Source organism: Micromonospora sp. NPDC049139 (assembly GCF_055586845.1).
Window position 1 is genome coordinate 375319 of sequence record NZ_JBVJHK010000005.1, and the last position, 26645, is coordinate 401963.

Sequence of the window (26645 nt, forward strand, 5' to 3'; positions counted from 1 at the left end):
CCGTCAGGAATAGATCGTGGCGGCGTAGCTCGGGCCGTAGTGGCGCTCCAGGTCGGCCAGACTCTCGGCCGGGTTCTCGACCTCCTTGATCAGCCGGGCCCGGGACGGCAGCGCGTCCGGCTGCCAGCTCTCCGGCTGCCAGAGCTGCGAGCGCAGGAACGCCTTGGCGCAGTGGTAGAAGATCTGCTCGATCTCCACGACCACGGCGAGGATCGGGCGGTGACCCTTCACCACCATGTCGTCGAACCACGGGGCGTCCCGGACCAGCCGCGCCCGGCCGTTGATCCGCAGCGTGTCGGTGCGCCCCGGGATCAGGAAGAGCAGCCCGACGTGCGGATTGTCGAGGATGTTGCGGTAGCCGTCGGCGCGCCGGTTGCCCGGTCGCTCGGGGATCGCGATGGTCCGGTCGTCCAGCACCAGCGCGAAGCCGGGCGGGTCGCCCTTCGGCGAGACGTCGCAGCTGCCGTCCGCGCCGGCCGTCGCCACCAGGCAGAACGGTGACGCGGCGAGCCACTGCCGGTCCCGTTCGTGCAGGACGGGCCGTTCCTTGGCCAGCGCCCGCGGCATCGGCGCCCCCAGCAGCTCGCGCAGTTCCTCGTGCGACGTGATCTCCACCGTCACGTGACCCTCCCCCGTGCGTTGATTCCGGTGGCGGCGTGGCCGCCGCCCGCCAGCCTAGGGGGCGGCGGCCGGCGCGAGGTTTGCCCATCGGCGGCGGGGGTACCGCCTCACCCGAGGCGCCCGGACAGACCGAGCAGTGGAGGCCCGGATGGAGAGCCGACTCAAGGTGCTGGGCCACCCCGTCCACCCGATGCTGGTGATGTTCCCGGTGGCCCTGCTGGTCACCGCGGTCCTGTTCGACGTGGTCGACACCGTCGGCGGGCCGGACTTCCTCGGCGAGGTCGCGTACTGGAACATCACCGTCGGCCTGGTCGGCGGCCTGCTGGCCGCGGCGGCCGGGACGTTCGACCTCCTGGCCATCCCGTCGGGGACCCGCGCCAAGCGGGTGGGGCTGAGCCATGCCGCCGCCAACCTCGCCGTGATCCTGCTGTTCGCGGCGACCTGGGTGGTGCGGCTCAACGCCGACTCCCGGGCTGCCGGCGGCGCGCTGATCGCCATCGAGGTGGTCGCACTGGCCATCCTCGGCATCAGCGCCTGGCTCGGTGGGGAACTGGTCGACCGGCTCGGCGTCGGTGTGGACCGGGACGCCGGCCTGGACGCGCCCAGCTCACTGCGGTCCTCGGCGGCCACCCACCGGATCGGAGAGGTGCGATGAGCGAGCAGCGGAGGGTCGGCATGAGCGAGCAGGGCGGCGGGTCCGGCCGGGGCTGGCGCGGGCGGCAGCAGGGCTGGGACCCGATGGGCGAGTTGCAGTCCCTGCGCTCCGAGCTGCGCCGGCTGGTCGGCGGGCGGGCCGGGCCGCCGGACGTCGAGCTGGCCGAGACCGCCGACGGCTGGGAGGTCGTGGTGCGGCTGCCCGGGGTGGCGCCGGAGGAGGTGGCGGTCGAGCTGGACGACCGCGAGCTGTGCGTCCGGGCCCGCTCCGAGGCCGAGGTCAACGCCGACCAGGGCATCCCCGGCGGCTTCGAGACGCGGGGCTTCGAGTACCGGGTCGACCTGCCCGCCCGCGTGGACCCGGACGCCATCGACGCGGTGATGGACCACGGCCTGCTCCGGGTCCGGCTGCCCCGGGCCGCCCGCCCCGCACCCCGCACCATCACCGTCGGCCGCCCCGGTGCCCCCGTGGGCACGCGGACCGTCGTCGACCCGGCCGCCGACCGGGAGATGCACCACCCGGACATCGCCGTCGGCGAGACCGACCGGCCGTAGCGGGGCCCGTGGTCACCCCGGACGTGCTCGGCCCGGTCGCCGGGCGCGTGCCCGACGTCGAGCGGATCGCCGTGCTGCGCGCCAACGCGCTCGGCGACTTCATCTTCGTCCTGCCGGCGCTGGACGCGCTGCGCGCCGCGTACCCGGAAGCGGAGATCGTGCTGCTCGGCGCGCCGTGGCACGCGAAACTCTGGCGCGACCGGCCCGGCCCGGTGGACCGGGTCCTGGTGGTGCCGCCCGCGCCCGGGATCCGCCACCCCGAGCCGGACGAGCCGGAGTCGTCGACGGACGGCTTCCTCGCCACGGCGCGCAAGGAGCGCTTCGACCTGGCGCTGCAGGTGCACGGCGGGGGCGCCAACTCCAACCCGTTCGTCGGCGCGCTCGGCGCCCGGGTCACCGCCGGGCTGCGCGCCGAGGACGCGCCGCCGCTGGACCGCTGGATCCGGTACGTCTACTACCAGCACGAGGTGGTCCGCTACCTGGAGGTGGCCGCGCTGGTGGGCGCGCCGGCCACCACGGTCGTCCCGGCGCTGGCCGTCACCGACGCCGACCGGGCCGAAGCGGCCGAGGTGCTCGGCCCAGCGCAGCGGCCCAGGGTCGCGCTGCACCCCGGCGCGACGGACACCCGCCGGCGCTGGCCCGCCGAACGCTTCGCCGGGGTCGCCCGCGACCTGGTCGGCGACGGGTACGAGGTGCTGGTCACCGGCACCCCCGCGGAGCAGGAGGTGGTCGACCGGGTGGTCGCGGCGGCCGGGGTGCCGGTCCGCCCGCAGGTGGGCACGCTCAGCCTCGGCGGGCTGGCGGGCTGTTACGCCGGCTGCGAACTGGTGATCTCCAACGACACCGGGCCGCTGCACCTCGCCGCCGCCGTGGGCACCGCGACCGTCGGCATCTACTGGGTCGGCAACCTGATCAACGTGGCGAACCTGCTGCGCGGCCGGCACCGGCCGATCGCCTCGTGGACGGTGCTCTGCCCGGTCTGCGGAGTGGACTGCACCCCCGGCATCTACCCGCACCGCCCCGGCGACGGCGAGTGCCCGCACCGGGATTCGTTCGTCACCGACGTGCCGGTGGTGGAGGTGGTGGAGGCGGCCCGCGAGCTGCTGCACCCCGAGCCCGGCGCGCCCTGAGCACGGCCGCCGGTCGCGGGTTCAGGCCGGCTGGGCCGCGTCCTCCTCGGCGAGCACGACCTCCCACGCCTCCACGTCCCGGTCCGTGACGGTGGTCGGCGACTCCAGGTGGTACGCGCCGCTGGGCAGGACGCCGGCACCCCCGTGGCGCGCCAACACGGCGAGCTGGGCGGCGACGTCCTCGCCCTGGTGCTTCTCCTGCACCCGCCGCCAGAAGTCGAACCCGCCGGAATCGAGGAGCTTGGCCCGGTCGTAGAGCACGCAGCCCCCGACCCAGGACACCTTGTACGCCCGCCAGGCCCCCGGCGGCAGGTCGAGCTTCCGCGTGACGTGCAGCAGGTTCGCCGCCGAGTGGATCGACGCCCGGTCCCACTCGGGGGTGCCCGGTCGGATCCGTTCCGGCGTGGGCCGCCCGGTCCACTCCTCGTAGTGCCGGTGCGTGTCCGGCCGGACGTCGTCGGCGTACGACAGCCCGTGCACGGCGTTGCCGACGAAGCCGCAGCCCAGCTCCTCGATGGCGGTGACCAGCCGGCCCAGGGTGCCCGGTTCCAGCCAGACGTCGTCGTCGAGGCAGAGCACGTACCGGGCGGCGGAGGCGGCCAGCAGGTAGGCCCGGTGCTCGGCCAGCCCGCGCCGGGGCAGCCGGCGGGTCAGCAGCACCGGGTGCCCCCGGTGGCGCAGCGCCCGGACCATGGTGGCCGACGCCGGATGCCGGTACGCGGCGTCGCCGTCGGACTGGTCGCTGACCACCACCCCGAAGCCGGGCACGCCCTCCTGGGCGGCCAGCCCGGAGAGCGTGACCGCCAGCTCGGCCGGGCGGTTGCGGGTCGGGATCAGCACGTCGAGCAGCCGCTCGGCGCGGAACCGCTCGGCCGTGCCGAGGTCGAGCGGGCGGCTCACGACGGCTTGCTCGTCAGGGAGGAGTCCCCCTGGGGTTCCTGGCTGTGCGACCGGATCCGGTCGATGATCGCCGAGGTGGACCGGTCCGGCACGTACCCGAGGGTGCGGACCTGCCCGCCGAGCCGGCGGACCAGCGGGCCCTCCGGCACCATCTCCGGCGGGTAGTCGCCGCCCTTGACGTACACGTCGGGGCGGACGGTCTCGATGAGACCTGCCGGGGAGTCCTCCTCGAAGACCACCACGTGGTCGACGCAGGCCAGCGCGGCCAACAGCGCGATCCGGTCCTCGACCGGGTTCACCGGCCGGTCCGGGCCCTTGAGCCGGCGTACGCTGCCGTCGGAATTGACCGCCACCACCAGCAGGTCACCGAGCGCCCGGGCCTGTTCCAGGTAGCGCACGTGGCCGCGGTGCAGCACGTCGAAGCAGCCGTTGGTGAAGACGATCGAGCGACCCGCCCGGCGGTGCTCCGCGGCGAGCGCGGCCAGTTCGTCGGCCCCGACCAGCGACCGGTGGCCCGCCCCGTCGACCGGCACGTCCAGGGCCGCGAGCAGGTCCTCCCGGCGGCACACGCAGGTGCCGGTGTCGGAGACGGTGATGGTCGCGGCGAGCTGGGCCAGTTGGGCGGCGGTCGGCAGCGGCGCGTCGGCGGCCAGCGCCAGCGTCATCGCCGCCAGGTACGCGTCCCCCGCCCCGACCGCGTGGCTGGCGGGCACCGGGGTGCTGTGGCTGCGCCGGGGCTCGCCGTCGGCCCCGCCGACCACCGCCCCCTCCGTGTCCAGGGTCACCGCCACCACGTCGGCGCCGGTGTGTGCGCGCAGCTCGGCGAGACGGGACTCGGCCAGCACCGCCCGGTCGACGCCCTCGCCGGCCGTGGCGTTGACGGTGACGCCGGTCCCGGTCACGGTGAGCCCGTCCCCGGTCATCGCCACCCGGCCCTCGCCGGGCGTCGGCTCGCCGGTCGGCCCGACACCGGCGCGGACGGGGCCCGCCCCGTGCCCGGTCGGTCCCGTTCCGCCGCCGGCCGGGCCGGTCCCGGCCACGCCGGCGTTTCCGGTCAGGTGGGTCCCGGCCACGCCGCCGGCGTCTCCGGCCGGGTGGGCCCCGGGCAGGCCACCGGCGTTCCCGGTCAGGCCCGTCGCGTCGGGGTGGCGGGTGCCGTGGAGCGGCCCGAGGCCGCCCGGCGCGGCGCCCACCGTGAGCTCGGAGGGGCCGTCGGCCGGATCGCCGTCGGGGTGGTCCAGGTGCAGCTCGGTCGCGTGGGCCGGCCGCGTGCCGGCGGCCCGGGCGAGCAGCCGGGTCGCCTCGGCGAAGCTCGGGGTCACCACGGTCGGGGCGAGGCCCCGCCAGTCGGCCAGGTCGTGGGCGTCCAGGGCGACCGTCGCGTACCGCTCCCGGTGGGCGACCAGCCAGGCGCGCACCGGAGCGGGCAGCGCCCCCAGGCCGTAGTCGCAGACCACCAGGGTGGGCGCCTCGCCACCGGCGGCGGCGCGCAGCTCCTCGGTGGCGCAGTCCAGTGCCGTGAGCAGCCGGGCCACCCCGTCGTCGTCGAGCGCGTCGTCCGGGTCGCCGGAGTCCTCGCGCAGCAGGATCTGGTTGCCGGCCAGCATGCGCCGCTTCACCGGCGTCGGGCGGCCGGGCTGGTTGACCGTACGGTCCCAGACGCCGGCCCGGTCCAGACAGTCGTGCAACTCGTCCCCGGCGACGTCCGCGCCGACCGGTGCGACCAGCACCGCCCGGCCCCCGAGCGCGGCGACGTTCACCGCGGTGTTCGCCGCCCCGCCGGCCGCCGAGATCCGCCGGCGCAGGGTGAGGACGGGGGCGGGCGCCTCCCGGCAGAGCCGGTCGGACTCGGCGAACCGCCAGTCGTCGAGCATGGCGTCGCCGATGACCAGGACCGGACGCCCCAGCCAGCCCTCCACCACGGTGGCGAGCCGGCGCTGTTCCGCTGCTGCTGCCATGCCTCCCGGGGTCCCCCTCGGCACCCCCGTCAAACCTGCGCACCCCCTGGGCGCGGGTTTCGGGCACCGGGCCCCGGGAAGGGACGGACGGTACCCCGGAGAGGAGAGGACACCGACATGACAGCGACGACACTTCAGGGCAGGCGAATCGCGTTCCTGGCCGCCGACGGCGTGGAGGAGGTCGAGTACGTCCAGCCCCGCGAGGCGGTGGAGCGGGCCGGCGCCACGGCGGTGCTGGTCTCGCTCAGGCCCGGCACGATCCGGTCCTTCGACCACCTGGACCAGTCCACCGCGTACGACGTGGACGTGACCGTGGCCGACGCGGACGCGGGCGGCTACGACGCGCTGGTGTTGCCCGGCGGGGTGGCGAACCCGGACTTCCTGCGGACCGACCCGGACGCGGTGCGCTTCGTCAGGGGGTTCTTCGACGCCGGCAAACCGGTCGGGGTGATCTGCCACGGCCCGTGGACGCTGATCGAGGCGGACGTGGTGCGGGGCCGCCGGATGACCTCCTGGCCGAGCCTGCGCACCGACCTGACCAACGCGGGCGCGACCTGGGTCGACGAGCAGGTCGTCACGGACGGCGGGCTGGTCAGCAGCCGAAAGCCCGGCGACCTGCCGGCCTTCTGCGCGAAGATCGTCGAGGAGTTCGCCGAGGGGCCGCACCCGTCCCGGTGACCCCTCGTCGACCGTGTGGCGGTCGGCGGGCCGACGGCCGGCACCGCCGGCCCACCGCACGGTCGACCCGGCCGGCCACCAGCCGGCACGCATGTTTCGGGTGGGCGGGGAAAGGACCTGGGATGACCACGGAAGCCCCGGTGCTCAACAGGCGGCAGATCCGGCTGCTCATGTTCGGCCTGATGACCGGCATGCTGCTGGCCGCGCTCGACCAGACGATCGTCGGCACCGCCCTGCCGACGATCGTCGGCGAGCTGGGCGGGATCAACCACTACTCGTGGGTGGTCACCGCGTACCTGCTCGCCTCCACCGCCTCGACGCCGCTCTACGGCAAGATGGCCGACCTGTACGGGCGTCGCCCGGTGTTCCTCTTCTCCATCGGCACGTTCCTGCTCGGCTCGCTGCTGGCCGGCCTGTCGCAGGACATGACCCAGCTCATCGTCACCCGCGGGATCCAGGGTCTCGGCGCCGGCGGCCTGATGACGCTGGCGTTCACCATCATCTCGGACGTGGTCACGCCCCGGGAACGCGGTCGCTACCAGGGGCTGTTCGGGGCGGTCTTCGGTCTCTCCTCGGTCGCCGGGCCGCTGGTCGGCGGCTACTTCGCCGAGACCGACTGGCGGTGGATCTTCTACGTCAACGTGCCGCTGGCGATCCTGGCGATCGTGGTCTGTTCCCGGGTGATGCGGCTGATCCCGTTCACCCGGCGCGACCACGCGATCGACTGGCTCGGCGCGGCGCTGCTGGTCGCCGGGGTGAGCTGCCTGCTGCTCGCGCTGAGCTGGGGCGGCAACGAGTACGCCTGGGGCTCCGGCGTGATCATCGGGCTCTTCGTCGCGGGCGTGGTGCTCGGCGTGCTCTTCGTGCTCCAGGAGGCCCGGGTGGCCGAGCCGATCCTGCCGCTGCGGCTGTTCCGCAGCGCCACCTTCGCCCTGGCCAACAGCGCCGGCTTCGTGCTCGGCCTGGTGATGTTCGGGTCGATCATCTTCATCCCGCTCTACCTCCAGATCGTCAAGGGCGCCTCGCCGACCCGCAGCGGCCTGCTGATGCTGCCGATGATGGCCGGCATCATCGTCACCTCGGTGCTGACCGGCCGGGCGATGAGTCGGATCGGGCGGTACAAGTGGTTCCCCGTTGCCGGTGCGGCGGTGCTGGTGGTCGGCATGCTGCTGTTCACCCGGCTGGAGGTGGGCACCTCGCTCTGGGCGGCCTTCGGCTTCATGGTGGTGATCGGTGTCGGGCTGGGCCTCTGCATGCAGTCGCTGATCCTGGCCGTGCAGAACGCCGTCTCGATGCGGGACCTGGGCGCCGGCACCTCGTCGGCGACGTTCTTCCGGTCGCTGGGCGGGTCGTTCGGCGTCGCCATCCTCGGTGCGGTGCTGTCGTCGCGGCTCACGTCCGAGCTGGCCGACCGGCTGCCGGGGGCGATCGCCCAGTTGTCGCCGCAGCAGCAGGCCGCGGTGGCGGCGAGCGGCGGAGCGAACGTCTCGGTCAACGACCCGGCCACCATCCTGGCCCTGCCCGCCCCCGTCCGCGCGGCCGTCCAGGTGTCGTTCGTCGAGTCGCTGCACCTGGTTTTCCTGACCACCGGGCTGATCGCGATCGTGGCGGTGCTGGTCACCCTCGCGCTGCCGAACGAGAAGCTGCGCGGGGCGGGCCCCGGCGGCACCACGGGCGGCACGGACGGCCTCGGTGGCGAGGCCCCGGCGCCGGGCGGCAAGCCGCTGTCCCGGGAGTCGAAGGAGGAGGCCGCCGCCGAGATGGAGGCGAAGAGCCAGACCATGCTGTGACCCGGGTGCGCGAACCAGCGCCCGGCCCAGGCCTGAGGTGTAAGGAAGGGCCCCTTCCTATCGTTTTTGGATAGGAAGGGGCCCTTCCTTACACCTCACTTGAGGATCAGGCGGTTGGTCTGCTCGAAGACGTCGAGGTCGGCGAGGGTCTCGGGGACGCTCGTGGAGAGCGGGGCCGGGAACTGCTCCCGGTGGAAGAAGCCGGCGTCGACGGTCTCGTCGGTGGCCCGGGCCAGGTTGCCGTCCCACTCCTCGACGCGGAAGGCGGTCGTGAAGATCTGGTACGTGTGGCCGTACATGTTGGTGTGGGTGCGGTCCGGGCCGGTGTAGAGGGCGAAGGCGCTGACCCGCAGGGCGCGCAGGCCGGTCTCCTCGCGCACCTCGCGGACGGCGCAGTCGGCGATCGACTCGCCCAGCTCCATCGCCCCGGCCGGCAGGGCCCACTGGTGGTTGTCGGAGCGCTGGATCAGCAGGACGCGCCCGGCGTTGTCGCGGACCACGGCGCGGGCCCCGACGAACATCAGCGTCCGGTCACCGGCCAGGGCGCGCAACTGGCCCACGTACGAATCGGCCCAGGAGATGCTCACCCGGACAATTTACGGGGCCGGCCGGGGGCGGACGGGTTTTCCAGGGTTCCCAAGGTGTGACCGGCGACACTAATTTGTTACCCATGCGTAGCACGATGATGGACGCCCCCCTCCAGGTCGCGCGGATCCTCACCCACGGTTCGACCGTGCACGGCACGGCCGAGGTCGTCACGTGGACCGGCGGCGAACCGCGCCGCATGACGTACGCCGAGGTCGGGCGGACGGCCGCCCGGCTGGCCCACGCGCTGCGCGACGAGTGCGGGGTCACCGGCGACGAGCGGGTCGCCACCTTCATGTGGAACAACAACGAGCACCTCGTGGCCTACTTCGCGGTGCCGAGCATGGGCGCCGTGCTGCACACCCTCAACATCCGGCTCTTCCCGGAGCAGGTCGCCTACATCGCCAACCACGCCGAGGACCGGGTGGTGCTGGTCGACTCGACGCTCATCCCGCTGCTCGCCCGGGTGATCGGCGAGATGACCACGGTGCGGCACGTGGTGGTGGTCGGCGGCGGGGACCCGACCCCGCTGGTGGCCGCGGCCGGCGACCGGATCGCCGTACACCACTGGGACGCGCTGCTGGCCGATCGGCCCGACGTCTACGACTGGCCGGAGGTGGACGAGCGCGCCGCCGCCGCCCTCTGCTACACCTCCGGGACCACCGGCAACCCCAAGGGCGTCGCCTACTCGCACCGGTCGATATACCTGCACTCGCTGCAGGTCTGCATGCCGGAGTCGTTCGGCCTCGGCCCGACCACCCGCGAGCTGGTCATCGTGCCGATGTTCCACGCCATGGCCTGGGGGCTGCCGTACGCGGCGTTCATCTCCGGTGCGTCGGTGATCATGCCGGACCGGTTCCTCCAGGCCGCGCCGATCGCCGACATGATCGCCGCCGAGCGGCCCACCCTGGCCGGGGCGGTGCCGACCATCTGGAACGACCTGCTGGCCCACCTGGACGGCCACGAGGTGGACACCTCCTCGCTGAAGGAGGTGATCGTCGGCGGGTCGGCCTGTCCACCGGCGCTGATGCACGCGTTCGGCGATCGGCACGGCATCGACATCGTGCACGCCTGGGGGATGACCGAGATGTCGCCGCTCGGTTCGGTGGCCCGCCCGCCGGCCGGGGCGACCGGCGACGACGCCTGGCGCTACCGCTACACCCAGGGCCGGGTGCCGGCCGGGGTCGAGGCCCGGATCGTCGGCCCGCTGGGCGAGCCGATGCCCGCCGACGGCACGTCCGTGGGCGAGCTGGAGGTCCGGGGGCCCTGGGTGACCGCCCGCTACCTCGGCGACGACACCCCGGACGAGGAGAAGTTCCGCGACGGCTGGCTGCGCACCGGCGACGTCGGCACCCTCTCGCCGGACGGCTACATCACCCTCACCGACCGGTCCAAGGACGTGATCAAGTCCGGCGGCGAGTGGATCTCCTCGGTCGAACTGGAGAACGCGCTGATGGCCCACCCGGCCGTGCTGGAGGCCTGCGTGGTCGGGGTGCCCGACGAGCGCTGGGGGGAGCGGCCCCTGGCCACCGTCGTCCTCCGCGAGGGGGCGTCGGCCGGCCCGGAGGAGCTGCGGGAGTTCCTGGCCGGGTCGGTGGCCCGCTGGCAGTTGCCGGAGCGCTGGGCGGTCATCGACGCGGTGCCGAAGACCAGCGTCGGCAAGTTCGACAAGAAGGTGGTCCGCTCGCGGTACGCCGAGGGTGAGCTGAGTGTGCGGGAGCTGACGGCCCCGTAACGTTTTCAGGCGCACCGTCGCCTGTTGGGGTAAGGGACGCACTCCTGAGACATCCCTCCCCAGGGGCGGCCCCGGCGTTCGCACCGCGCCGGGGCCGCCCGCTCCTTGCGGGGCGACCCGCACCACCATTGTTGCGAAAGTTGTTCGCCTCTGTCCCGGCGATGGGGAAATTCGCCCAGCTCAGAGGGGTTTCGGGCGGCTGATCCCATCCTGGCCGACGGGCCGTCACCCTGCGGCGCTGGTGCTGATGAGCACCTTCCCGACCACCGAGTTCTCCACCGCCCGGTGCGCGGCGGCGGTCGCCGAGAGCGGGTGGTGGTGCAGCGGCAGGCCCGCGTCCTCGCCCACCCGGATGCCGCCCTGCGCCGCCGCGGCGGCCACGTCCACCACCGCCTGGGCCTTGGCCGCCTTCGGCTCCGTGTAGACGAGCACGAACTGCCAGCGCGCGTTCGGCACCATCGACGGCCGGATCGGCAGAGTCACCTCGTCCCCGCCGTCGTCGGCGTAGACGCACACCGCGCCGCCGCGCCCGAGCAGTTGCACGTCGGTCGCGGCGTTGCGCGCCGCGGAGACCTCGACGATCGTGTGCACCCCGTCGGGCGCGATCTTGCGGACCTCCTCGACCACGTCCTGCTCGCGGTAGTTGACCACGAAGGACGCGCCGGCCGCCGCCGCGAGCTGCGCCTTCTCGGGGCTGCTGACCGTGGCGACCACGCAGGCGTCCGCCCACCGCGCGAGCTGGATGGCCGCGTTGCCCACCGCCCCCGCCCCGCCCTGCACGAGCACCGTGTGGTCGCTGAGCGACCCGGCGTGCAGCCGGTCCGGCGTGTACTCCCCGGCCGTCAGGCACCGGTGCGCGGTGAGGAAGGGGATGCCCAGGCAGGCTCCCACGTCGAAGGAGGCGTCGCCGAGGGGCACCGCCTGCCGGACCGGCACCACCGTGTACTCGGCTGCGGTGCCCCACGGACGCTGCCAGGCGGCCTCCCACAGCCAGACCCGCTCGCCGGTCAGCTCCCGGTCGACACCCTCGCCGACCGACTCGATCACCCCGGCGCCGTCCTGCCCCGGCGTCTGCCAGCCGTCCGGCAGCGGCCCCTGCCGGCGCGACTTCCAGTCCGTCGGGTTCACCCCGGAGACCGCCACCCGCACCAGGACCTCGCCGGGACCCGGCTCCGGCACCGGCCGGTCGACCAGTTGCAGCACCGAGGCGTCGCCGGTGCGCTCGTACACGATCGCCTTCATCCCCGTCTCCTCACCCGGCGGCCCCGGCGCGGGGCGCCGTCGGCTGCCGTACCCGGCGGACCCGCGCTCATGCCGATCCCGGCGGGGCCGGAAACCGTGCAACCGGGTGACCGGAGGGAGGGAGTGGTCATGCGGGACGGGCTGGGGGCTGACGCCGAACCGGCCGGCACCGGGGAGCTGCGGGACCGCGCGGCGACGCGTGCCGAGGTCGGGCCCGAGTCGGGCGGGTCTGACGGGCCCGGCGTGGCTACGCTGACCGGGTGGCGACCAGGCCGGTGCCGGAGCGGCTGCGCTGGGCCGTGGACCGGCTCGACCTGCGCGCCGGCCACCGGGTGCTGGAGATCGGCTGCGGCAACGGCGTGGCCGTCGCGCTCATCTGCGCGGTGCCGGCGGTCGCCCGGGTCGTCGCGGTCGACCGGTCCGCCACCGCGCTGCGGGCCGCCGCCCAGCGCAACGCCGCGCAGGTCGCCGCCGGCCGGGCCGTCTTCCGGCACGCCGACCTGTCCACCCTGGACTCGTCCGGTGAACGCTACGACCGGATTCTCGCGGTCAACGTCAACCTGTTCTGGACCCGGCCGCCCACGGCCGAGTTCCGCCGCCTCGCCGGCCTGCTGGCCCCCGACGGCGTGCTGCACCTGGTCTACGAGCCGCCGCACCCCGCCCGGCTGGCCCCGCTCGTCGACCGGCTCACCGACCGCATGGGCGCCGCGGGCTGGACCGTCGCGGAGATCGCCCGGGTCGACCGGCCGACGCCGCTGCTGGGCGTGGTCGCCCGCCCGGCCTGAGCCGCTACCCGAGCCGGTCCACCGTGTCGGGGCTCAGTTCGTCCACCGCGCCCAGCACCACCGCCGCGAGCCGCTCGGCGTCCGGGTCCAGCGGGTACGACCCGTGCGGCACCGCCACCACCGTCATCCCGGCGGCGGCTGCTGACCGGACGCCGTTGGACGAGTCCTCCACGGCTACGCAGCGGGCCGGGTCGACGCCCAGCCGCCCGGCGACCGCCAGGTAGACGTCCGGCGCCGGCTTGCCCCGCTCGGTCTCCTCGGTCGACAGCGTCGCGCCGAACACGTCGGACAGGCCCGTCGCGGCCAGCGCCGCCGCGATCAGCCGGGTCGGCGACGAGCTGGCCAGCCCCAGCGGCCACCGCCCGGCCAGCCGGCGCACCACCTCGTCGGCCCCGTCGATCAGCGGTACGCGCGCCGCGTACCGCCGGGTCATCTCCTCGACCACCTCGGTGGCGACCTGCTCGGCGCTCCGGTCGACGCCCAGTTCCCCGCTGAGGTACCGGGCCCACTCGCCGGTGCTCATGCCCATCAGCCGGCGCTGCGTGTCGGCCTGCCAGGTCCCGCCGTGCGCCGCCACGTACGCCCGCCGCACCTCCTCCCAGACCGGCTCCGAATCCACGATCACGCCGTCCAGGTCGAAGATCACCGCATCCGCCACGGCCCCATCCTGCCCCATCGGGCACCGACCCGCGCCGTCCCGGACGGGTGCCGACCGGGCCGACTCGCCGGACGGCGACCCGCGCCGTCCCCGGGCGGGCCAGGACCCCCGCCGTCTCTGGCGGGCGGCGGTCAGCTCTGCGGGGTGGGCAGGCCGATCGGGTTTCCCTCCGGGATGACGGAGTGGCCGGCGCGGGCGATCGGTTCGAGCAGCTCCCGGAGCCGGTCGGTGCGCTCCCGGCCCAGCGCCCGCCACGGCCGCGCGGCGGCGGCGTCGGTGGCGTCCTCGATCGCCTGGAACCGGGCCCGGCCCTGCGCGGTCGCCTCGCCCTCGGCGGTGAGCCAGCCCCGCTCGGCCAGCCGGGCACGGGCGGCGACCCACTGCTCCTCGGCCCAGCCCCGCCCGGTCAGGTTCAGCGGCGACATGCCGACCGCGACCCGCCAGGCGAGCGTCTCCACCGGGTCGAGGTCGGCCGCGACCAGCGCCCCGACGTGCCCGTCGCCCCGGTGCTCCCGCAGCGTCGTGGCGGCCTGCCACAGCCGGGCCAGCGGGTATTCGCCGCGCGGCAGGGCGGCATTGGCCGCGCCGAGCACCCGGCCGGCGGGCTCCACCTCGGCGGCGGCCGCCTCCAGCAGCTCGGCCGCCTCGACCAGGTGCGACTCGGGCAGCTCGTAGGTCAGCTCGGCCAGCGCCTGCACCGCGCCGGTGAGCCGGGCGCGCAGCGCCTCCTGCGGGGTGGCGAGCCGCCAGACCGCCGGCAGCGCCCGCGCCACGGTGTGCGGGGCGAAGCTGAAGAACGACCCGACCACCGGCGCGGCGTCGACGGGCCCGAGCGGCGCCGCCCGGCCGGCGAAGTAGCCGCGCCAGAAGCCGCGCAGCCCGACCGCCTCGAAGGCGGCCCGGGCCCGGGGATGGAAGTAGGTGACCGCGTGGACCGGTTCGAAGTGCGTCCACATCACCCGGGCGGTCCGCCCCGCGTCGTCCAGCGCCGTCACGTGCACCTCCGCGTCCGGTCCGGTTGTCACCCCGGCCGGCCGGACCGCCCGGGGTGACGCCGAACCTACTGCCGGTGGGTGAAGGGCCGGAAGCCCCTTGTGGGCTACTGCATCACACCGGGGCGACAACCCGGGCGAACCGGGCCGGGCACCCGGGTCACTGGGCCGCGAGCACGTCCACGACGAAGCGCAGCGGACCGGTCGGCCGCCCGCTGGAGGCGTCGTTGCCGTACGCCAGCTCGGCCGGGATGTCGAGCTGCACGCGGCTGCCGACGGTCACCCCGACCAGGCCCTGGTCCCAGCCGGGGATGACCTGGCCGACGCCGATCGCGAAGGAGGCCGGCTGGCCGCCGCTCCACGACGAGTCGAACTCCTTGCCGTCCTTGTAGAACACGCCCACGTAGTTCGTGGTGATCGTCTGGCCCTTCTGAACCGCCGGCCCGGTGCCCTTGATCAGCGGGGTCACGGTGAGCTTCTTCAGCTCGCCCTTGCCGGCGGCGACCGTCGGCTTGCTGCCCAGGGCCGGGTCCGCACCCGCCGGGAGCTGCGGGGCGGGGGGCGCGTCGGCCGCCGGGGCGGTGGCGGACGCCGACGGGGTGCCCGCTGCCTGCTCCTTCGAGTCGTCGTCGTTCTGCCCGATCGTCACGAAGACGGTGATCAGCACCGCGACCACGGCGACGCCGGCGAGCCCGCCGGCCCAGGCCTGCCGGCGACGCTTCGCCTCGGCCGCCTTCTGCGCCGCCAACTGGGCGGCCAGCCGCCGCTCCGACTTCTGGGCTCGGTTCTGCGTACGCTCGCTCACGGCGTCGACTCCCTGCTGCGAAGGTGTGGCCGGCATCGGAGTGCCGGGGGGAAAGCCGACGCACACGGTACCCGCCCCGACGCCCACCGTGCCGCCTCGGCCGTCCCGCTTCCACCACGCGGGTCACCCCCGCCCCACCAGCACCGGCAGGAACGCCCGGGGCAGGGCGGCGGCCGGCCGACGCGCGCGGGCTCAGTCGGCCAGGTGCCGGGTCAGGGACTGCCGCAAGTGGTGCTTCGGCCGCGCCCCGACGATCGAGCCGACCACCTCGCCCCGGCGGAAGACCAGGAGGGTGGGCAGGGACAACACGCCGTACGTGCGCGTGGTGTCCGGGTTCGCGTCGGTGTCGATCGTGGCGAAGACCATCCGCCCGGCGAACTCCCCGGCCAGCTCGGCGAGGCTGCGGGAGATCGCCCGGCACGGCGGGCACCAGTCGGCCCAGAAGTCGACCACCACCGGCCGGTCGGCGGCGAGCACCACGGCGGCGAAGGTGTCGTCGGTGACGGCGGTCAGCGAGCCGTCCGGCGCAGTCTCGAGCATGTTTCCTCCCGGTGGGCGATGGCGTGGGCGAGCTGGTCCCGCAGCTCCTGCCGGACCGCGTGCAGTCGGTCGATGCCGGCGTCGACCTCGGCCAGCTTCCGCCGCAGCACCGCGACGGAGTCCGGGCAGACGTGACCGGAGGCGTTGCCGGCCCGGAGGCAGGCGACGAACGGGCGGATGTCGTCGAGCCCGAAGCCCACCGCGAGCAGGGCCCGGATCTCGCGTACGACGTGCAGCTCCGCCTCGTCGTAGACGCGGTAGCCGTTGGCCGAGCGGGCCGCCCGGACCAGGCCGTGCGTCTCGTAGTAGCGCAGGGCCCGGGTGCTCGTGCCGGCGCGTTCCGCCAGCTCACCGATCAGCATCCGACCTCCCTCGTCCGACGCGACCGACGCTAGACCTTGCCACCGGCGTCAAGGCAACCTCGGCTGTAAGGAAGGGCACCTTATTAACGTTTCCGGTAGAGGAAGGGCCCCCTGCTAACGAATTGGCGAGCGCGAGATCAGCTCGCGCGGGGCGGTACGGGTGCGAACCGGCGCGGGTCAGGCGGTCTTGCGGGCCGCCTTCTTCGGGGCCGCCTTCTTCGTCGCGGGCTTCTTCTCGCCCTCGGCGGCCTCTTTCGGGGCGGCCTTCTTCGCGGCCGTCTTCTTGGGCGCCGCCTTCTTCTCGGCGGCCTTCTTGGCCGGCGCCTTGGCGGCCTTCTTCTCGGCGGCCTTTTTCTGGGCGGAGCGGGCCGCCGAGATCGGGGTCGGCTCGCCGCCACCGCCGGCCGGCGCCTCGCCCCGGGCGGCCTTGGCCCGTTCCACGGACGCCTTCAGCGCCGCCATCAGGTCCACCGCCGCGGCCGGGGCCTCCTCGACCTCCTCCGGCTGGACCACCTCGCGACCCTCCACCTTCGCGTCGATGACCTCCTGGAGGGCCGCCCGGTAGTCGTCGGTGAAGGCGTCCGGCTCGAACTCGCCGGCCATCGAGTCGATCAGTGAGCTGGCCATGGCCAGCTCCGGCGGGCGGACCTTCAGGTCTTCGTCCAGGAAGCCGAAGTCGGGACTACGGATCTCGTCCGGCCAGAGCATCGTGTTGAGCAGCAGCACGCCCTCCCGGACCCGGAGCGTGGCGAGCTGCTCCCGCTGGCGCAGCGCCACCTTGACGATCGCCACCCGCTCCGAGTCGGCGAGCGCGTCGCGCAGCAGCACGTACGGCTTCGTGGCGGTGCCCTCGGGCTCCAGGAAATAGGCCTTGTTGTAGAGGATCGGGTCGACCTGCTCGGCGGGGACGAACTCCAGCACGTCGATCGCGTGCGAGGTGGAGAGCGGCAGGTCGGCGAAGTCCTCGTCGGTCAGGATCACCATCTCGCCGCCGCCGATGTCGTAGCCCTTGGCGATGTCGTCGTAGGTGACCTCCTCGCCGCAGACCTGACAGGTGCGCTTGTAGCGGATCCGGCCGCCGTCCTCCCGGTGCACCTGGTGGAAGCGGATGTCCTTCTCCTCGGTGGCCGAGTAGACCCGCACGCCGATGGAGACCAGCCCGAACGAGACCGCTCCCTTCCAGATGGCCCGCATCCCGTGCTCCTCTCGCCGGTACTGTCCAGGATCCCAAAAGATCGAAGGCCACGCGAGCGCTTCCGTGCGCAAGTACAGTCATGGGGTGCCCGGCGCGCCGCTCAAGCCGATGCTCGCGATGACCGGGCAGCTCCCGGCGGGTGCCGGCTGGGCGTACGAGTTCAAGTGGGACGGCGTGCGCGCGCTCGCCGACATCTCCGGCGGCCGGCAGCACCTGTACGCCCGCTCCGGCGTCGAGATCACCGTCGCGTACCCCGAGCTGGCCACCCTCCAGAAGCAGGTGGGCGACGCGCTGCTCGACGGCGAGGTGGTGCTGCTCGGCGAGCACGGCCAGCCCTCGTTCACCGCCCTGGCGGAGCGGATGCACGTCCGCGACCGGAACAAGGCCGCCCGGCTGGCGGCGAGCATCCCGGTGACGTACATGATCTTCGACCTGCTCCGGCTCGACGGCGAGGACCTGACCGGCTGGTCGTACGCCCGCCGGCGGGAGGCCCTGGACGGCCTGGCGCTCGGCGGCGCCCGGTGGGCGGTGTCGCCGGTCTTCCCCGACGGCCTGGCCACCTACGAGGCGGCGGGCGAGCACGGCCTGGAGGGGGTGATGGCCAAGCGGGTCGACTCGGTCTACCGCCCGGGGGTGCGCTCGCCGGACTGGGTGAAGGTCAAGCTGGAGGTGACCGGCGACTTCGTGGTCGGCGGCTGGCGGCCCGGGGCGCGGAAGATCGGCGGCCTGCTGGTCGGGGTGCCGCGCCCGGACGGGCGGCTCACCTACCGGGGGCGGGTCGGCGGCGGCATCGGCGCGGCCATCGAGCGGGAACTGCTCCGTGAGCTGGAGCCGCTGCGCACCGGCGGGTCGCCGTTCGCCGACGCCCTGCCGCGCGAGGATGCGCGGGGCGCGATCTGGGTAACACCGAGGGTCGTGGTGGAGGTGAAGTACGGCCAGCGCACCCCGGACGGGCGGTTGCGGTTCCCCCGGGTGCTCCGGCTGCGACCGGACAAGCCCGCCGAGGAGGTCGACGATGCCGGGTGAGCGGTTGAAGGTGGACGTCGAGGGGCGCTCGCTGGAGGTGTCCAACCTGGACAAGGTGCTCTATCCCGACGCGGGGTTCACCAAGGGCGAGGTGATCGACTACTACACCCGCATCGCCCCGGTGCTCCTGCCGCACCTGCAAGGCCGGGCGCTGACCCGGATCCGCTTCCCCAACGGGGTCACCGGCGGCTCGTTCTTCGAGAAGAACGCCCCGGCCGCAACCCCCCGCTGGGTACGCACCGAGACGCTGCCCGCGCCCGGGTCGAGCAAAGGCCGGGAGACCATCGACTACGTGGTCGCCGACGACCTGCCCACCCTGGTCTGGCTGGCCAACCTCGCCGCGCTGGAGCTGCACACCCCACAGTGGAAGATCGGTGAGCACCCGGACATGATGGTGGTCGACCTGGATCCGGGGCCGCCGGCGGCGCTGCGCCAGTGCTGCCAGGTGGCGTTGCTGATGCGGGACCGGCTCGCCGAGGACGGCATCGACAGCTACCCGAAGACGTCCGGGAAGAAGGGCATGCAGCTCTGCTGCCCGATCGCCGGCACGCAGGACGCCGAGGACGTGTCCGCCTACGCCAAGCGGATCGCCCAGGAACTGGAACGGGCGCACCCGAAACTGGTCGTGTCGAAGATGGCGAAGAACCTGCGGCCCGGCAAGGTCTTCATCGACTGGAGCCAGAACAACGCGGCCAAGACGACCGTGTCGCCGTACTCGCTGCGGGCCCAGTCGGTGCCGTCCGTGTCCACCCCGCTGACCTGGGACGAGGTCGAGGCAGGCGCGGCCGGGAAGCGGCCGGCCACCAAGCCGTACGTGGCGGGCGAAGTGCTCAAGCGGGTGGAGAAGGACGGCGACCTGCTCGCCCCGCTGCTCGACGGTGGCCCCGAGCTGCCGGTGTGACGGGTCCTCAGTGGATCCTCGCCGGCGCGTCAGTGGAATGCCGGTCCGACGCTGGTTGAGTAGGGTGGCCTGAGCCTGCCCGAGGAGTGCGTGATGATCCTGACCGATGCCCTCGTCCGGGAGTCGCCGACCGGTGACCGGCCCACCGAGATGGACCGGCCGCTGCTGACGTATCTCGACGACGCGACCGGTGAGCGGGTCGACCTGACCGCCACGGAGCTGGGCGGCTGGGCGGCGCGGGCCGCCGGGCTGCTGCGCGAGGGCTGTGGGCTGGGCGTCGGCGACCGGGCCGCGGTGCTGCTCCCGGCCCACTGGCAGACCGCCGCCGTGCTGCTGGGCGCCTGGTCGGCCGGGGTGGCGGTGTCGTTCCGCCCCCGGGCGACCGCCGGGCTGCCGCAGCTCGGGCCGGGCGACAACGAGCCGTTCGACGCGGTCTTCGTCAGCGCGAAGCGGCTGGACGACTGGCTGGAGGACGTGCCCGAGGGCCGGCACCGCTACGTCCTCGGGCTCGGGTCCACCCCGTTGGCCGAGGTGCCCCTGGGCTACCTGGACTGGCTCGCCGAGGTGGCCCGGCACACCGACGCGCTGCCCGCGTCCGCCCCGTTGACCAGCGCCGACGCGGCCAGCCCGGACGGCACGAGCTACCGCCAGTGGGGCAGCGTCGCGCGGGCCGTGGCCGAGCGGCTCGACCTGCGGGCCGGCGACCGGCTGCTGGTCGACGTCGCCGAGCACGAGCAGCCGGTGTACTGGCTGCTGGCACCGCTGTCCGTCGGCGCGTCGGTGGTGCTCTGCGCCAACCTCGACCCGGCGACCCTGGAAGCCCGGATCGCCGCCGAGCAGATCACCCGGGTGCTCTGATGGCCGGGGTCTACACCGAGGCGAGCATGTCGCTGGACGGCTACGTCTCCGGTCCGGGCGAGAGCGGCTTCGACCTGCTCTTCCGCTGGTACGAGAACGGCGACGTCCCCGCCTCTACTACCGGGTCCGCCGGCCGTAGCCACCCGGCAGCCCCGAGCACGGGCCCGTCCGCGCCGGCTCGCCCGTCGGCCCCCAACGCCCCGCCGCCCGCCCCGCGCGTGCTCAGCGGTCGGGACCACATCGGCGCCGCTGCGCCGCCCCTGCCCCCGCCGGCTTGGCAATCTTGGACAGTTGTCGTTCCCAGGGAACGGAAACTGTCCAAGATTTGGCCGGAGCAACGCGCGGTCGGAGTGGGCCGGGTCGCGGATGGACGGCGGGTCGTCTCTTACTCGGGTTGGTTGCGGGTTCGTCAGGGGCGGCGGGAGCAGGGCGCGGTGTGGTTGGTCGGCAGGGTGCACCGCGCGTCGCCGGGCAAGTGGCCGGTCGCAGAAGACCCAGTGGCGTACGCCCTGCTGGTCCTCGGCCGAGACGGTGACGCCGCCCGGCTCGACGCGGGCGCTGAGCCGGGCCAGCACCCGGGCGGGCCTTGATGACGCGTGTGGGTTGACGGGCCGCGGTAGCGGCTCGTCAACCCCTTTCGTATGCGCGCTTATTGGAAGAGCCTGCCGGGCCTTCTGGAGCGGCCCCGCTTGCTGATCATGGAATCCCTGCGCCTACGGCGCACCATGATTGACTTTGTCTGCCTCTTCAGAGCTTGGAGGATCCTGTCCCTCATCGCATGCCTCTTCTCGCGTATGTCGGATCGGCCATCGCGAATCGCGCCGGGTCGTGGCCCAGCGTGGTGGCGGTGCGGGGCCACGGGCCCGAATCCGTCGCCGGTATCGCAGCCCGCGTACCCGGGCAGAGATCAGTCATTCGTCAGCGTCGGGCCACACCGCTGAGCCGGGGTCCAGGTCCACCACGTCGACCGGAGGGACCTGTGCTCCCCGCGAGGTCTCCCGACGGCTCGACAGGTGACGGGAGTCAGTCGATCGTCGGGAGTTTCGGGCCGAGGACGTCGTCGGCGTCGACGATCGTGTACGCGTACCCCTGCTCCGCCAGGAAGCGCTGGCGGTGGGCGGCGTACTCGGTGTCGATGGTGTCCCGGGAGACGACCGTGTAGAAGTGCGCCTGCCGGCCGTCGGCCTTGGGCCGCAGCACCCGCCCGAGCCGCTGCGCCTCCTCCTGACGGGAGCCGAACGTGCCGGAGACCTGGATCGCCACCGCCGCCTCGGGCAGGTCGATGGAGAAGTTGCCGACCTTCGAGATGACGAGGGTGCGGATCTCCCCGGAGCGGAACGCGTCGAAGAGCCGCTCCCGTTCCTTGTTGGTGGTCGAGCCCTGCACGATCGGCGCGTCGAGGTATTCGCCGAGCTGGTGCAGCTGCTCGATGTAGCCGCCGATCACCAGCGTCTGCTCGCCCGGGTGCCGATCCACCAGCGCCTTGACCACGGGCAGCTTCGTGCGGGCGGTCGCCGCCATCCGGTAGCGCTCCTCGGCCTCCGCCGTCGCGTACGACATGCGTTCCGCGTCGGTGAGCGTCACGCGTACCTCGGTGCACTGGGCCGGGGCGATCCAGCCCTGCGACTCGATGTCCTTCCACGGCGCGTCGTACCGCTTCGGGCCGATCAGGCTGAACACGTCGCCCTCCCGGCCGTCCTCGCGGACCAGCGTCGCCGTCAGCCCCAGCCGGCGGCGGGCCTGGAGGTCCGCGGTGAACCGGAAGATCGGCGCGGGCAGCAGGTGCACCTCGTCGTAGACGACCAGGCCCCAGTCGCGCGCCCCGAACAGGTCCAGGTGGGTGAACGCGCCGCCGCGCCGCGAGGTGAGCACCTGGTACGTGGCGATGGTGACCGGGCGGATCTCCTTGCGCTCGCCCGAGTATTCCCCGATCTCCTCCTCCGTCAGGGAGGTGCGGGCGATCAGCTCGCGCTTCCACTGCCGCCCGGCGACCGTGTTGGTGACCAGGATCAGCGTGGTGGCCTTCGCCTCGGCCATCGCCGCCGCCCCGACCAGCGTCTTGCCCGCGCCGCAGGGGAGCACCACCACGCCCGACCCGCCGGCCCAGAACGCCTCCACGGCCTCCCGCTGGTACGACCGCAGCGTCCACGGCTTGCCGCCGTCCTTGCCGGCCTCGGCCAGCTCGATCGGGTGCGCCTCGCCGTCGACGTAGCCGGCCAGGTCCTCTGCCGGCCAGCCCAGCTTGAGCAGCGCCTGCTTGAGCCGGCCCCGCTCGGACGGGTGCACCGCGATCGTGTCGTCGTCGATCTTCGCGCCGAGCATCCCGGCGAGCTTCTTGCTCTTGGCGACCTCGATCAGCACCACCCGGTCCAGGGCCCGCAGCACCAGCCCGTGCGCCGGGTCGTTGGCGAGCTGGAGCCGGCCGTACCGGTCCATCGTCTCGGCCACGTCGACCAGCAGCGCGTGCGGCACCGGGTACCGCGAGTACTTGATCAGCGCGTCCACCACGGCCTCGGCGTCGTGCCCGGCGGCGCGCGCGTTCCACAACCCGAGCGGGGTCAGCCGGTAGGTGTGCACGTGTTCCGGGGAGCGCTCCAGCTCCGCGAAGGGCGCGATGGCCATCCGGCACGCCTGCGCGTCGGGGTGGTCGATCTCCAGCAGCAGGGTCTTGTCCGACTGCACGATCAGGGGTCCACCGCTCACGCCAGTGCCTCTCCTCCGCCTCGGGTCGCCGGCTGTCCGGGAGGTGACTGACCCGCCCCGGGCCGACCCACCAGTCTTGCACGTATCCGGGTGACGCCAGAAAAATCTGGACACGGGGCGCAACCGGAGCGGTACTCGCAACGTCTAGCAATAGGACACCTGTCACGGGAGGCGCCATGAAACACGTCCGGATCACCACCCGGCTCGTCGCCCTGGCAGTGGCCACGCTGGTCGGCGCCGGTGCGTGCGCGTTCGAGCCGCGGGCCGACGGAGGTGGGGGCGGGGGTCCCGTCCCGGTCGGTGCCACGGAGCAGCTAACGGGGGCGAGCGGTGCGCCCGGGCCGGACCAGCGGGCCGGCACGGCGACGGCGAAGCCGGCGGTGAAGCCCGCGCCGAACCGTCCGAGGCCGACCCGGCCCGCGCCGAAGCCCACCACGTCGCCGTCGGCCGCCGGCTGCCCGCAGGGGGAGCACCAGCGCGCGGTGGAGGCGTACCTCGCCCGGCTGGGCGGTTTCGGGACGCTGACCGTGGACGGCCGCCAGTCCGCCGCCGACTGCGCCGCGATCAAGAAGTTCCAGAAGCGGTACGACATCCGCCCCGCCCACGGCCGCGCGGGGCCCACCACCCACGACGTGGCGAAGCGGCTCGCCACCACCGACACGGCGCGCTGCAAGGCCGGCTCGGGCACCACCTTCTGCATCGACCTGACCCGGCAGACGACCTGGGTGATGCGCAACGGCAAGGTGCTCGTGAAGCCGACGGTCACCCGGACGGGGATGCCCGGCTACCGCACCCCGGCCGGCACCTTCAAGATCAACTATCGCAACATCAAGGAGTGGTCCGACCCGTACGAGGTCTGGCTCCCGTACTGGCAGCACTTCACCCAGGGGATGGGCTTCCACGAGACCACGACCTACCTGCACAACAAGGCGATCGGCTCGCACGGCTGCGTCAACCTGCTGCACGCCGACGCGGTCCGGTACTGGGAGCTGGGCAAGGTCGGCAGCCGGGTGGTGCTGGTCGGGCGGCGCCCCGGCACCTGAGCCGCCGCCCCGGGGTCCCGGCCCGTCCGCGGCGCACATGTCGTCCGATCGGGGTTTTATCCCCTGTCACTCCGGTCACCCGAGTGACACGCTGGAATGCCAGGCGTCGGACCGACGGGGAGGCTGGAGATGACGGTCGACCGGGAAGCGAGACCGGAGCACAGTGCCGAGCGCGACCGGTCGCCGGACGAGGGGGTCTCCACCGTCACCGTCGTCGCGTACGCGGCCGCCGCGGCGGTGCTCCTCGGCTGGTTCCTCTTCGGCTGGCTGGTGCTCGAACAGGGCTTCGTCGACTCGGTCGGCGAGTCGGCCGGCGCCGGATTCGCGCTGCTGCTGGTCGTCTCCGTCGTCGGGACGGTACGCCGCAGCCGGCGCTGACCCGGCCCGAGGTCGCCGGCCCTGCCGGAGGAACGACCGGTGGGGGACGGGCGCGACGCTCAGTCCTCCAGCACCGCCGCCGTGATCCGGTGCAGGGCGAAGGTGTGCAGCATCTCCGTCCGCTCGTCCTCGGCGCGCAGGTAACCCGCGCCGATCGAGACCGGCCGGACCAGCCGGGACGCGTTCGCCCCGTGCGCGTCGACGTACCCGACCCAGACCAGCGCCTTGTCCCGCACCGCCTGCTGGAGCACGGCGAGGGCGTCGCTGTGGGTGTGCGCCGGCACCGGCCCGGTACGCGCCGCACCGCCCCGGACCACCGCCGGCGCGCGCCGCGCCGCCCGGGCCGCCGCGTCGCCGCGCCGGATCTGCTCCACCACGCCCAGCAGGCGGGGCATGGACAGCTTCGGCGCGGTCAGCGGGTCGAGGGTCCGGGTCGCCACCGACACCCGGGCCGGGGCCCGGCGGGTCTTCGGGCGGGACAGCACCGCCGCCCCGCTCGCGTCCTCCGGCACCGGGGCGTACCCGGCCTCGCGCAGGGCCGTGAGCATCCGGCCCACCTGGTACGGGGTCGACAGCACCGTCGGCGCGAGCCGGCGCAGGGCCAGCGACTCCAGCCGCCGGTCGGCGAGCACCTCGGTCAGCAGCGCCTCGTCGTCGCTGCGCACGTACGCCCCGGCGGAGCCGACCCGCAGCCCGCCGTGCTTGCGGGCCACGTCGTCCACCAGGTACGTCAGCCCCTGCGGTACGGGGGTGCGGGACCGGCGCCGGAACAGGGCGTGCAGGTCGTCGGCCGAGTAGCCGGCGTCCAGGGCCCGGCGCACGCTGGCCGGGGTGACCCGGTGCACGCTGGCGCCCCCGGCCGACTCGTGCTCGGCCACCACCTCCAGCTCGGCGGCGAGGGCCGGATCGGGCGGGCCGGGCACCACGACGGTCAGGTCGGCCTGCACCAGGAAGTGGTCGACCGGGGCGGGCAACAACGCGTCCAGCGCGCGCACCGCGCCGGTCCCGTCGCCGTCCTCGGCGTCCGCGCGCAGCCCGAGCGGGTCGTCCCCGCCCCGCTCGTCGACGGCGGTGACGTCGGCGAGCAGCAGCCGCCCGTACGAGGTGAGCGCCCCCAGCCCGGTCACGCCCAGCGTCGCCGCCTCGGTCAGCACCTCGCGGTGCGCGGCCTCCCGCCCCCGGCTGCGCCGCGGCGCCCGCCAGTCGAGCAGCGACTGCACCTCCTCGGGGGTGGGCGCGGTGGCGGGCTCCAGGTTGGCGAGCACCCCGAGGACCGCGCGTCGGGCGGCCGGCGCCCCGGCCCGTTCCGCCTCGGCCGAGAGCACGGTGATCGGCCGGTCCCGATCGTCGCGCTGCCCGATCAGCCCGACCTGCCGGGTCATCGTCAGCCAGGCCCGGCCGAGCTGCTCCCAGCGCTGCGCCAGCGTGCCGGCCCGCCACACCTCGTACCCGGCGGTGGGCAGCACCTGCTGGTCGGCCCCGTAGCGGGTGGTGGTGGCCCCGGGCAGGTCCACCTCGCCGATCAGCCCCGCCGCGTACGCCGCCTCCAGCAGCAGGGCGGCCGTCGGCTCGTCCACCCCGACCGCGCGGGCCAGCCGGCGCAGGTCGCGCACGCCCAGGCCGCCGGAGCGCAGCACGGGCGCCGGCTCGGCCGCGAGCTGCTCCAGCAGCGCCTCGGTGTGCCGTACCGCCTCCATGGTCTGCCCGGCTCCGGCGGAGTCGGCGGCCTTCGGCTCGCGCGGCGGCGTGGCCACCGGCGGCGGGCTGGTCCGCAGCGGGCCGAGCGGGCCGCTGTCCCGGCGCAGCAGCAGGCCGACCTCCCGGGGCAGCTCGACGGTGCCGGTGGCGCTGGCCTTGCTGGGGCCGGAGACCAGCACCAGCAGGTGGTGGTCGACCAGCCAGCGCACCGGCGAGCCGGTCGGCGCGCCGCCGTTGGTCGGGTCCGGGGGCAGGTCGTCCTCCGCGCCGACCGGCGGCGCCTGCAACGCGCCCGCCGGCACGCTGCCCACCGGCGGGCCGGCGGCCAGCCGCTCCAGGATGGCCCGGGCCGAGGGTGGCGCGGCCAGCAGCGTCCGCCGCAGCTTCGCCGGGTCCGCGCAGAGCGCCGCCGACCGCGGGTCCAGCTCCGCCGCCGGCCGGCCCAGCCCCGCCGGGTACGGGGAGACCTCGTCGACGCTCTCCACCACGCGCAGGGCGCTCTCGGGGCCGTGCAGCAGGAAGAGCGCCCGCAGCCGGTTCACGGCGGCGCGGACGGAGGTGGGGGCGGGCGGGTGCGGCCCGGCGGTGGCCATGGCGAGCACCGAGGCGGTGGAGGTGGTGCCCTCGGCCGGGTCCCGGGTGAGCCGGGCGGCGTCCAGGATCTGCAGGGTGAACTGGTCGAGCCCGTCGAGCGCGCGGGCCACCGAGACCCGGGACTGGGCCCGGATGGCGAGCGCGGAGACGTCGGCGGGCACGGGCACCACGAGGTCCGGCCGCAGTTGGAGGAGGGCGGCGAGCGACTCGTCGGGCAGCGACCGCAGGTGGTCGGCGAGTGAGGTGGTCATCGTCGTTC

General features: G+C 74.2%; 24 protein-coding genes and 2 pseudogenes. 12 read left to right on the forward strand and 14 right to left on the reverse strand.

Features of this window, described 5'->3' with window-relative positions; genetic code table 11:
- Window positions 1-3: 3 nt before the first annotated feature.
- Window positions 4-621: a pyridoxamine 5'-phosphate oxidase family protein gene (locus ACZ6Q9_RS12965; protein WP_396828484.1), complete on the reverse strand. Its 618-nt coding sequence runs from the start codon at window positions 619-621 to the stop codon at window positions 4-6.
- Between the two features lie 148 nt (window positions 622-769).
- Between ACZ6Q9_RS12965 and ACZ6Q9_RS12970 the strand changes: the two genes are divergently transcribed.
- Genes ACZ6Q9_RS12970 through ACZ6Q9_RS12980 form a run of 3 tightly spaced genes read left to right on the forward strand, consistent with a single transcriptional unit; the run spans window position 770 to window position 2960 of the window.
- Complete coding sequence (locus tag ACZ6Q9_RS12970; RefSeq protein WP_393257752.1) at window positions 770-1276, forward strand: DUF2231 domain-containing protein; 507 nt, start codon at window positions 770-772, stop codon at window positions 1274-1276.
- Between the two features lie 20 nt (window positions 1277-1296).
- Complete coding sequence (locus tag ACZ6Q9_RS12975; RefSeq protein ID WP_393259175.1) at window positions 1297-1830, forward strand: Hsp20/alpha crystallin family protein; 534 nt, start codon at window positions 1297-1299, stop codon at window positions 1828-1830.
- Between the two features lie 8 nt (window positions 1831-1838).
- On the forward strand, window positions 1839-2960 hold the full coding sequence (locus tag ACZ6Q9_RS12980; protein ID WP_396828482.1) for a glycosyltransferase family 9 protein: 1122 nt from the start codon (window positions 1839-1841) through the stop codon (window positions 2958-2960).
- 21 nt (window positions 2961-2981) lie between these two features.
- Here ACZ6Q9_RS12980 and ACZ6Q9_RS12985 read toward each other — a convergent pair whose 3' ends face one another.
- The 3 genes and pseudogenes from ACZ6Q9_RS12985 to ACZ6Q9_RS12995 form a co-directional block, all read right to left on the reverse strand.
- Complete coding sequence (locus tag ACZ6Q9_RS12985) at window positions 2982-3860, reverse strand: glycosyltransferase family 2 protein (RefSeq protein ID WP_396828480.1); 879 nt, start codon at window positions 3858-3860, stop codon at window positions 2982-2984.
- A pseudogene (gene rfaE2 / locus ACZ6Q9_RS12990) lies at window positions 3857-4720 on the reverse strand (D-glycero-beta-D-manno-heptose 1-phosphate adenylyltransferase); the annotation flags it as partial. The gene ACZ6Q9_RS12985 and the pseudogene rfaE2, both read right to left, overlap by 4 nt.
- A 315-nt stretch (window positions 4721-5035) precedes the next feature.
- Window positions 5036-5818: pseudogene (locus tag ACZ6Q9_RS12995) on the reverse strand (PfkB family carbohydrate kinase); the annotation flags it as partial.
- A 117-nt stretch (window positions 5819-5935) separates the two neighbouring features.
- Here ACZ6Q9_RS12995 and ACZ6Q9_RS13000 point away from each other — a divergent pair.
- Window positions 5936-6496 (forward strand): type 1 glutamine amidotransferase domain-containing protein, encoded by a 561-nt coding sequence (locus ACZ6Q9_RS13000; protein WP_393257761.1) that lies wholly within the window; start codon window positions 5936-5938, stop codon window positions 6494-6496.
- Between the two features lie 122 nt (window positions 6497-6618).
- Window positions 6619-8286: an MDR family MFS transporter gene (locus ACZ6Q9_RS13005; protein ID WP_396828477.1), complete on the forward strand. Its 1668-nt coding sequence runs from the start codon at window positions 6619-6621 to the stop codon at window positions 8284-8286.
- A 95-nt stretch (window positions 8287-8381) separates the two neighbouring features.
- On the opposite strand, the gene ACZ6Q9_RS13010 is transcribed toward ACZ6Q9_RS13005, so the two are convergent.
- Entirely contained in the window at window positions 8382-8873 is a 492-nt protein-coding gene (locus tag ACZ6Q9_RS13010) for an NUDIX domain-containing protein (protein WP_393453356.1), read from the reverse strand.
- A gap of 98 nt (window positions 8874-8971) precedes the next feature.
- Here ACZ6Q9_RS13010 and ACZ6Q9_RS13015 point away from each other — a divergent pair, with 98 nt between their 5' ends.
- Window positions 8972-10606 carry a fatty acid--CoA ligase gene (locus tag ACZ6Q9_RS13015; protein ID WP_396828810.1) on the forward strand — a complete coding sequence of 545 codons (1635 nt, stop codon included), beginning with the start codon at window positions 8972-8974 and terminating at the stop codon, window positions 10604-10606.
- A gap of 225 nt (window positions 10607-10831) precedes the next feature.
- Here the strand turns inward: ACZ6Q9_RS13015 and ACZ6Q9_RS13020 are convergent, their stop codons facing one another.
- Entirely contained in the window at window positions 10832-11848 is a 1017-nt protein-coding gene (locus ACZ6Q9_RS13020; protein WP_393257769.1) for an NADPH:quinone reductase, read from the reverse strand.
- Window positions 11849-12108: 260 nt separating this feature from the next.
- On the opposite strand from ACZ6Q9_RS13020, the gene ACZ6Q9_RS13025 reads away from it, so the two are divergent.
- A complete protein-coding gene (locus ACZ6Q9_RS13025) occupies window positions 12109-12633 on the forward strand; it encodes an SAM-dependent methyltransferase (protein ID WP_396828475.1) in 525 nt (174 codons plus the stop codon).
- Between the two features lie 4 nt (window positions 12634-12637).
- Here ACZ6Q9_RS13025 and ACZ6Q9_RS13030 read toward each other — a convergent pair whose 3' ends face one another.
- The 6 genes from ACZ6Q9_RS13030 to ku all read right to left on the reverse strand — a co-directional run bounded on the left by ACZ6Q9_RS13030 (window position 12638) and on the right by ku (window position 17184).
- Window positions 12638-13309 (reverse strand): HAD family hydrolase, encoded by a 672-nt coding sequence (locus ACZ6Q9_RS13030; RefSeq protein ID WP_396828473.1) that lies wholly within the window; start codon window positions 13307-13309, stop codon window positions 12638-12640.
- 113 nt (window positions 13310-13422) lie between these two features.
- Window positions 13423-14247: an SCO6745 family protein gene (locus ACZ6Q9_RS13035; RefSeq protein ID WP_396828808.1), complete on the reverse strand. Its 825-nt coding sequence runs from the start codon at window positions 14245-14247 to the stop codon at window positions 13423-13425.
- Between the two features lie 196 nt (window positions 14248-14443).
- Window positions 14444-15124 (reverse strand): FKBP-type peptidyl-prolyl cis-trans isomerase, encoded by a 681-nt coding sequence (locus tag ACZ6Q9_RS13040; protein ID WP_393257775.1) that lies wholly within the window; start codon window positions 15122-15124, stop codon window positions 14444-14446.
- A 156-nt stretch (window positions 15125-15280) separates the two neighbouring features.
- Window positions 15281-15628 carry a thioredoxin gene (gene trxA / locus ACZ6Q9_RS13045; RefSeq protein ID WP_396828470.1) on the reverse strand — a complete coding sequence of 116 codons (348 nt, stop codon included), beginning with the start codon at window positions 15626-15628 and terminating at the stop codon, window positions 15281-15283.
- Window positions 15598-15990, reverse strand: coding sequence for a MerR family transcriptional regulator (locus ACZ6Q9_RS13050; RefSeq protein ID WP_350701749.1), 393 nt, complete (start codon window positions 15988-15990; stop codon window positions 15598-15600). Before ACZ6Q9_RS13050 ends, trxA begins: the two co-directional genes overlap by 31 nt.
- A 177-nt stretch (window positions 15991-16167) precedes the next feature.
- The gene (gene ku / locus ACZ6Q9_RS13055; RefSeq protein WP_396828468.1) at window positions 16168-17184 is read right to left on the reverse strand and encodes a non-homologous end joining protein Ku; all 1017 of its coding nucleotides are present in this window, start codon (window positions 17182-17184) and stop codon (window positions 16168-16170) included.
- An 85-nt stretch (window positions 17185-17269) separates the two neighbouring features.
- On the opposite strand from ku, the gene ligD (ACZ6Q9_RS13060) reads away from it, so the two are divergent.
- The 3 genes from ligD (ACZ6Q9_RS13060) (at window position 17270) to ACZ6Q9_RS13070 (ending at window position 19970) form a co-directional block, all read left to right on the forward strand.
- The gene (gene ligD, locus ACZ6Q9_RS13060; protein ID WP_393453338.1) at window positions 17270-18211 is read left to right on the forward strand and encodes a non-homologous end-joining DNA ligase; all 942 of its coding nucleotides are present in this window, start codon (window positions 17270-17272) and stop codon (window positions 18209-18211) included.
- Complete coding sequence (ligD, locus tag ACZ6Q9_RS13065) at window positions 18201-19112, forward strand: non-homologous end-joining DNA ligase (RefSeq protein ID WP_393453335.1); 912 nt, start codon at window positions 18201-18203, stop codon at window positions 19110-19112. The genes ligD (ACZ6Q9_RS13060) and ligD (ACZ6Q9_RS13065) overlap by 11 nt, the downstream gene beginning before the upstream one ends.
- Window positions 19113-19205: 93 nt before the next feature.
- Window positions 19206-19970: a TIGR03089 family protein gene (locus tag ACZ6Q9_RS13070; protein WP_393257790.1), complete on the forward strand. Its 765-nt coding sequence runs from the start codon at window positions 19206-19208 to the stop codon at window positions 19968-19970.
- A 1023-nt stretch (window positions 19971-20993) separates the two neighbouring features.
- Here the strand turns inward: ACZ6Q9_RS13070 and ACZ6Q9_RS13075 are convergent.
- Window positions 20994-22673 carry a DNA repair helicase XPB gene (locus ACZ6Q9_RS13075; protein ID WP_393257796.1) on the reverse strand — a complete coding sequence of 560 codons (1680 nt, stop codon included), beginning with the start codon at window positions 22671-22673 and terminating at the stop codon, window positions 20994-20996.
- A 176-nt stretch (window positions 22674-22849) separates the two neighbouring features.
- Here ACZ6Q9_RS13075 and ACZ6Q9_RS13080 point away from each other — a divergent pair, with 176 nt between their 5' ends.
- A complete protein-coding gene (locus ACZ6Q9_RS13080; RefSeq protein WP_357702378.1) occupies window positions 22850-23716 on the forward strand; it encodes a L,D-transpeptidase family protein in 867 nt (288 codons plus the stop codon).
- 129 nt (window positions 23717-23845) lie between these two features.
- Complete coding sequence (locus ACZ6Q9_RS13085; RefSeq protein WP_393453329.1) at window positions 23846-24094, forward strand: hypothetical protein; 249 nt, start codon at window positions 23846-23848, stop codon at window positions 24092-24094.
- 59 nt (window positions 24095-24153) lie between these two features.
- Here the strand turns inward: ACZ6Q9_RS13085 and ACZ6Q9_RS13090 are convergent, their stop codons facing one another.
- Window positions 24154-26637 (reverse strand): helicase-associated domain-containing protein, encoded by a 2484-nt coding sequence (locus ACZ6Q9_RS13090; RefSeq protein ID WP_393453326.1) that lies wholly within the window; start codon window positions 26635-26637, stop codon window positions 24154-24156.
- Window positions 26638-26645 lie beyond the last annotated feature (8 nt).